At 68.4% G+C, this 6,757-nt stretch carries 5 protein-coding genes; 3 read left to right on the top strand and 2 right to left on the bottom strand.

The features are described from left to right. Nucleotides 1-149 precede the first annotated feature (149 nt). The gene (locus tag ACK59X_RS06760) at nt 150-2,234 is read right to left on the bottom strand and encodes a diguanylate cyclase domain-containing protein (protein WP_409956125.1); all 2,085 of its coding nucleotides are present in this window, start codon (nt 2,232-2,234) and stop codon (nt 150-152) included. Between the two features lie 355 nt (nt 2,235-2,589). Further along, nucleotides 2,590-3,726, bottom strand: a complete 1,137-nt coding sequence (locus ACK59X_RS06755; protein ID WP_409956124.1) for an iron-containing alcohol dehydrogenase — start codon at nt 3,724-3,726, stop codon at nt 2,590-2,592. A gap of 65 nt (nt 3,727-3,791) precedes the next feature. On the opposite strand from ACK59X_RS06755, the gene ACK59X_RS06750 reads away from it, so the two are divergent. The 3 genes from ACK59X_RS06750 (at nt 3,792) to ACK59X_RS06740 (ending at nt 6,529) form a co-directional block, all read left to right on the top strand. Beyond that, nucleotides 3,792-4,661 (top strand): 2-keto-4-pentenoate hydratase, encoded by an 870-nt coding sequence (locus ACK59X_RS06750; protein ID WP_409956123.1) that lies wholly within the window; start codon nt 3,792-3,794, stop codon nt 4,659-4,661. A 77-nt stretch (nt 4,662-4,738) separates the two neighbouring features. Further along, complete coding sequence (locus ACK59X_RS06745; protein ID WP_409956126.1) at nt 4,739-5,659, top strand: alpha/beta hydrolase fold domain-containing protein; 921 nt, start codon at nt 4,739-4,741, stop codon at nt 5,657-5,659. Nucleotides 5,660-5,671: 12 nt separating this feature from the next. Further along, entirely contained in the window at nt 5,672-6,529 is an 858-nt protein-coding gene (locus tag ACK59X_RS06740; protein ID WP_409956122.1) for a YbgC/FadM family acyl-CoA thioesterase, read from the top strand. Nucleotides 6,530-6,757: the final 228 nt, after the last annotated feature.

Here is a 6,757-nt window from a genome sequence, read left to right as displayed (position 1 = left end):
TCCTGCCCCACCCAGTCCCCGAGTACGGCCACGGCCTGCGCATCTTCCAGCACGGGCAGCACAGGCTGCGGGCCGCGCAGACCCTGTTCGGGGTGCTGCCCGCGCAGCAGCGCCTCCAGCCCCAGCACCTCGCCGGTGCGCAGGTTGACCTAGGGCTGGTAGCACAGGCCCATCTCGCCGGCCTGCAGGCCCTGTGCCACCCGGGTCTGCTGCGAGTGCTGGGTCTGCACCGCATGGTCGAGCTGCACGTCGAACAGGTGCATGCGGTTGCGGCCCGAGCGTTTGGCCTGGCACATCGCCTGGTCGGCCTGGCGCAGCAGGGTGTCGGGGTTCACGTCGGCCTGCGGAAACACGGCCACGCCGATGCTGGCGGTGGTGTGCAGCACGCGGTCGTCGATGGCATAGGGCTCGGCCAGCTGCTGCATGAGCTGGCGCACATGCTCCTCGATGGCGGGCACGTCGACCTGGTGGTTGAGCAGCAGCACAAACTCGTCGCCGCCCAGGCGCGCCGCGGCATTGCTGCCCGTGGCAAAGGCGTTCAGGCGCTGGGCCACCTCCTTGAGCAGGCGGTCGCCGACGCGGTGGCCGTGGGTGGCGTTGATGGCTTGGAAATGGTCCAGGTCCAGCATGCACACGGCCAGCAGGGTCGGGCTGCGGCCGGTGACGAACAGGGCGTGCGTGAGCCGCTCGGCCAGGGAAGCGCGGTTGAGCAGGCCGGTCAGGGCGTCGTGCCGTGCGTGCCAGGAGATCTGGTGGCGCAAATGGCTGGCCTCCGTCACATCACGGAACACCAGCACGCAGCCCGAGGCGCGCCCGCTGCCCTGGCGGATGGCCGAGGCGGTGTAGGCGATGGCATAGCGCTCGCCCGAGCGGTGCAGCAGCACTTCCTGCACGGCAGGGCGGTTGGGCGTGCCCACGGCGGCATCGCCGGTGGCCCGGGTGGCCGCCTGGCTGGCCGGTTGCTCGTAGAGGCGGAACACGTCGTCCAGCAGTTCCCCCACGGCCTGCTCGGCGGTGTAGCCGGTCATGAGCTGGGCGGCTTCATTGATGGTCTCGATGCAGCCGGCCAGGTCGGTGGTGATGACACCATCGCCGATGGAGGCCAGCGTGACCTGGGCCCGGTCCTTCTCGTTGCGCAGGGCCTGCTCGGCCCGCTTGCGCTCGGTGATGTCCACCAGCGTGCCCACGGTGCCGGCCACCGAGCCGTTCATGCTGGTGAACGTCGCCTCGTAGTAGGCCATGGTGCGCGCCAGCTGGCCAGGCGGCTGTACCAGCACCTCGTTGTCCTGCGACATGGCCAGCTCCCGGGACTGGGCCGGTGACAGCAGGTGCGGCGCCGTGAGGCCCGGGAACATGCCCTGGCCCGGCAGGCCGGGGTCACCGTTCTGGAACAGCCGCTGCCAGGCGCGGTTGGCGTCGATGAAGGTGCCGTCGGCTTCGCGCACGAACACTGGCAGGGGCAGGGCGTCGATGAGCTGGCGCGTGAAGTGCAGCTGCTCGCTCTGCAGCTGCTGGGTCTCGCGCAGCGAGTGCACCAGCGATTGCACCTTGCCCGCCATGTCGTTGAAGGTGTGGGCCACGGCGCGCGATTCCAGCGCGCCCTTGATGTCCATGCGCGTGTCCAGGTGCCCCTGGCGGAAGCGGTCCGTGGCCTCGGTCAGGCGGCGCAGCATGCGGGCATTGGCGCGCAGGATCAGGGTCAGCAGGAACAGGATGGTGAAGATGTTCAGCGCCGAGATGCGCGCCTGCACCACCACGGTCTTCCACACCCGGTCCACCAGGATGCCGGGATCGGCGGTGACCGTGAGCACGCCGGTGCGACCGTCGGCAAAGGCCTGGCCGAAGCGCTGTGCGGGCGGGGCGATGTCCAGGAGATCGGCAAACCAGGCCGGGGCCTGCATGGCCAGGGGTGGCGCCGTCCACTGCAGGGGCGCCTGGCCCGGCACCTGCCACAGCAGCGACTGTACGGCCGGGCCGAAGCGGGTGGGTGTGGCCTGCAGCACGCGGGCCGCCGATTCGCGCTGGGCCGGGTCCAGGGCCACCAGGGTGGGCAGCAGGCTGTCGCCCACGCGCGCGAGTTCGGCCACGGCGCGGTCGTGGGCTTCCTGCTCCTCAAGCGATACCAGTTGCTGGTAGCGCACGGCCACGACCGCCACGATGATCGCCAGGATCGCGAGGTACAGCCGGGGGGTGGTTCCCTGCGTCAGCCAGGCCCTGAATTTTTCTGCGCGCATGGATGGATCAGCCAGTCATTGCATGGAATGGATGAAAGAAAGAGCGCACGCAGCACCGCCATGGGCTGGCGCCAGCCGGTTTCGGGTGGCGCGCCAAGGGCCCGGCCTGCGCGCCGGCCATGCACTCCCACCATGCATGCCGCTCGTTCAGCAGTGGCAACGGGGCCTGGAGCTCTACAGCACCGGCCTGTTAATTATTTTGTTAATTATTGTTTGACAGGCAGCAGTTTAGCTGCACGGACGCTGAACGCGCCCCGCCCGTATGGGGGAGGCTCTGGCGGAGCGTGGCTGCGCGGGTCACTGCCCCTGCCTCCGTGGAGCTGGCACGGCCAGGGCGCCGTGCCTTGCAGGGCGGCTACAACGACTGCACGAGCATGTCCCGGTATTCTTCGGGCGTGGCGATGCGTGGGTTGGTCTTGTGGCAGTGGTCGGCCATGGCGCCCTTGATGATGTCGTCGAACATGCTCTCGGTCACGCCCATGGCCGCGAGGCCTGTGGGCAGGCCCAGGCGCGCGCTCAGGTCGCGGATGGCCTCGGGAATATCGCCTGCACTGCCCAGGCCCATGGCGTGGGCCATGCGTTCCAGGCGCTTGTCCTTCTGCACCGATTCGGCCTGTGCATTGAAGCGCACCACGGCCGGCAGGAACATGGCGTTGAGCGTGCCATGGTGCAGGCGCGGGTTCACGCCGCCCAGGCTGTGGCTGAGCGAGTGCACGGCGCCCAGGCCCTTCTGGAAGGCCATGGCGCCCTGCATGCTGGCGCTCATCATGTGCAGGCGCGCGTCTCGGTCGCCACCGTTGCGCGTGGCCGGCCCGATGTGGGCCCAGCCGCGTGTGAGGCCATCGAGCGCAATGCCATCGGCCGGCGGGTTGAACGCGGCGGACATGAAGGTCTCCATGCAGTGCGCGATGGCGTCCATGCCCGTGGCGGCCGTGAGTGCAGGCGGCAGGCCCAGCGTGAGTTCGGGGTCGCAGATGGCGGTCTTGGGCACCAGGTTCCAGGAGTGGAAGCCGAGCTTGCGGTGGTCGTCCACGATGATGATGGCGCCGCGCGCCACCTCGCTGCCGGTGCCGCTGGTGGTGGGCACGGCGATCAGCGGTGCGGCGCGTTCGGTGATGCGCGGCGAGCCGCCCTCGATGGTGGCGTAGTGGGTGAGCGGGCCTTCGTGCGTGGCTGCAATCGCAATGCCCTTGGCGCAGTCGATGGCTGAACCGCCGCCCACGGCGATCAGGCCATCGCAGCCCTGGGCCTTGTAGACCTCGACCGCGGCGCGCACGGCCGCTTCGGTGGGGTTGGCGGGGGTCTGGTCGAACACTGCCACGGGCAGGCCCGTGAGCGCGTCCAGCGCCTTTTGCAGCACGCCCGCAGCCTTGACGCCAGGGTCCGTCACCACCAGCGGGCGGGTGATGCCCACGCGCTCGCATTCCTGCTGGAGCAGCTTCACGGCGCCGAACTCGAACTGGATCTGGGTGACGTAGTAGATGAAGGCCATGGCTTTGTAAGGATGCGTTTACGATATCCGGCGGGTTCCGAACAATGTACAACCGGGAGACACCCATGACCCTGAAGCAAACCCTCATCGCCGCCACTTTGTTCGTCACGTGCGTGACAGCGGTGCAGGCCGATTGCCTGACCGATGCGCAGGCCGCCGAGCTGCTCGCGCACTACGTGGCGCGCACCCCAGCACCGAATCCGGTGAACCTGTCGGACGCCGATGGCGCCTGCACACGCGGCAAGTTCAACCAGCTGCTGGCGCAGCGCATGGGCAAGGTCGTGGGCTACAAGGCAGGCCTCACCAACCCGGCGGTGCAAAAACGCTTCAACACCGACAAGCCCGTGTGGGGCAAGCTCTACGAAGGCATGGTGCTGCCAAACGGCGCCAGCGTGGAGGCCGCCTTCGGCGCCCGCGCGCTGTACGAGGCCGACATGCTGGTGCGCGTGAAGAGCGCGGCCATCAACCACGCCAGGACGCCCGAGGAGGTGCTGGACGCCATCGACCAGGTCATCCCCTTCATCGAGCTGCCCGACCTGATGGTGCAGGCGCCGCCCCAGCTCAACGGTGCCGGTGTCACGGCCATCAACGTGGGCGCGCGCCTGGGCGTTGCGGGTGCGCCGCTGCCGGTGCCGGCCTACCGGGGCGAGCGCTACGCGCTGCTCAAGGCCCTTGCCGACATGAATGTCTCGCTCACCGATGGCACTGGCGCACGCCTGGGCGGTGGCAAGGGCAGCGATATCCTCGAGCATCCGCTCAATGCCGTCACCTGGTTGGCCGCTGCGTTGCAGAAGGAGGGCATCACCCTGCAGCCGGGCGACCTGGTGAGCCTGGGCTCGTTCTCGGCGCTGCTGCCGCCCAGGGCCGGCCTGTCGGTCACCGCCTCCTACGACGGCTTGCCGGGTGCCGCGCCAGTACGCGTGACCTTCAAGTAGTTTTCTTCTTCATCGTCCCTGAGAGAGCCTTTGCGTTGACCGATCTGCATATCCATGCCCACCGCCTGACCCCCCAGATGCGCAGCGTGCTCGAGCGCATGGCGCGCGCGGGCCACCCCCCGCTGTACACCCGCAGCCCGCAGGACGCGCGCACCGCCTATGCGGCCGGCGCCGATGTGCTCGAGGTCCCGAAGGCCCAACTACCCCGGGTGGAGGACTTCACCATTCCCGCGCGCGACGGCCATGCGCTGTCGGCGCGGTTGTATGCGCCTTCGACGGGCGCACCGTTGCCCGTGCTGCTGTACACGCATGGCGGTGGCTTCACCATCGGCAGCATCGGCACGCACGACATCCTGTGCCGAGAACTGGCGCGACTGGCAGGCTGCATGGTGGTCTCGCTCGACTACCGGCTGGCGCCCGAGCACCGCTTTCCCACCGCCACCAACGATGCCTGGGATGCGCTGGTCTGGCTGCATGCCAACGCCACCCGCCTGGGCGCTGACCCGGCGTGCATGGCGGTGGGCGGCGACAGCGCAGGCGGCACCCTGGCCACGGTGAACGCCATCCTCGCGCGCGATGCGGGCCTGCCGCTGGCGCTGCAGCTGCTGATCTACCCAGGTTGCGCGGCGCACCAGGACACGCCCTCGCACACCCGCTTCGCGAGCGGCCTGGTGCTCGACGAGCCGGCCATCACCTGGTTCTTCGGCCAGTACGTGACCAGCCGAGAGCAGCGCCAGGACTGGCGCTTTGCGCCCCTGCATGCCGACGACGTGGAGGGCGTGGCCCCCGCGTGGATCGGCCTGGCCGAGTGCGACCCGCTGGTGGACGAAGGCGTGGACTATGCCGACAAGCTGCGTGCGGCCGGCGTGGCCGTGGACCTGGAGATCTACCGCGGCGTGACGCACGAATTCATCAAGATGGGCCGCGCCATTCCCGAGGCGCGAAAGGCCCATGCCGACGCAGCGCGTGCCCTGCGCCAGGCCTTTTCATTGGAATGAGAGACAACAGCTATGCAACGTCGTGATATCCGCTGCTTCCACCGCCTGCGTGTGCGCTGGGCCGAGGTGGACCTGCAGAAGATCGTGTTCAACGGCCACTACCTGATGTACATCGACAACGCGATGTCCGAGTACTGGCGCGCGCTGGGCCTGCCCTACGACGCCAGCATGCACGCGCTGCAGGGCGAGATGTTCGTGAAGAAGGCCAGCCTCGAATACCACGCCTCGGCGCGCATGGACGACACGCTGGACGTGGGCATGCGGTGCGCGCGCGTGGGCAACTCCTCGTGTGTCTTCGAGGCCGGCATCTTCAGCGGTGAGCGCCTGCTGGTGTCGGGTGAGCTGGTGTACGTGTTCGCTGATCCGGTGGCGCAGAAGTCGCGCCCCGTTCCCCAGGCGCTGCGCGACATCATCACGGCCTTCGAGGCCGGTGAGGACACGGCCGAAGTCAAGACCGGCGACTGGAATGCGCTGGGCCGTGATGCGGGCCGATTGCGCACCGCTGTGTTCGTCACGGAGCAGGGCATTCCCGCCGAGATCGAAGCCGATGCGCTTGATGCCACTGCGCGCCATGCAGTGGTCTACAACCGGCTGGAGCAGGCGATTGCTACGGGGCGGTTGTTGCAGGAGGCACCTGGGGTTGGGCGGATTGGGCGGCTGGCGGTGGACCGATCGGTGCGGGGGGCTCTTTGGGGACGCAAGGTGTTGGATGTCCTGGTCGATGCTTCGCGGGCGCGTGGGGATCGGGAGGTGCAGTTGCATGCGGTGTGCAGTGCTGAGGGGTTTTATCGGCGGGCTGGGTTTTCGGTGGTGGGGGAGCCTTATGAGGAGGCGGGGATTGCGCATATCGTTATGACGCGGCGGTTTTGACTTTTTTGGGTGGGTGTCGCTTCGCTCTGATGGGGCGTGCTTGGTTTTGGGGCGGGAGCCGGGATGTGCGCCCGGCGGCGCAGTAACGTTCTCGTGGGCCGCCAAGAGAAAGTCACCAAAGAGAAGGCGGCCCCCAGTCTGCGTCCCTTCGCTTCGCTGCGGGCAACCTGCGATGCTCGGATCTGGGGTGGTGCCGCAGAACTCGCTGCGTTCTTCGAACTCCGCTCA

This window comes from Acidovorax sp. (genome assembly GCF_046339755.1).
In the GTDB taxonomy this organism is placed as follows: Bacteria; Pseudomonadota; Gammaproteobacteria; order Burkholderiales; family Burkholderiaceae_C; genus Acidovorax.
The sequence above is the reverse complement of the archived record's forward strand: the minus strand, read 5'-3'. Positions and strand labels throughout refer to the sequence as shown.

Coding starts and splice junctions, on each gene's coding strand:
- ACK59X_RS06760 (WP_409956125.1), bottom strand. CDS start 2,234: ATGCGCGCAGAAAAATTCAGGGCCTGGCTGACGCAGGGAACCACCCCC.
- ACK59X_RS06755 (WP_409956124.1), bottom strand. CDS start 3,726: ATGGCCTTCATCTACTACGTCACCCAGATCCAGTTCGAGTTCGGCGCC.
- ACK59X_RS06750 (WP_409956123.1), top strand. CDS start 3,792: ATGACCCTGAAGCAAACCCTCATCGCCGCCACTTTGTTCGTCACGTGC.
- ACK59X_RS06745 (WP_409956126.1), top strand. CDS start 4,739: ATGCGCAGCGTGCTCGAGCGCATGGCGCGCGCGGGCCACCCCCCGCTG.
- ACK59X_RS06740 (WP_409956122.1), top strand. CDS start 5,672: ATGCAACGTCGTGATATCCGCTGCTTCCACCGCCTGCGTGTGCGCTGG.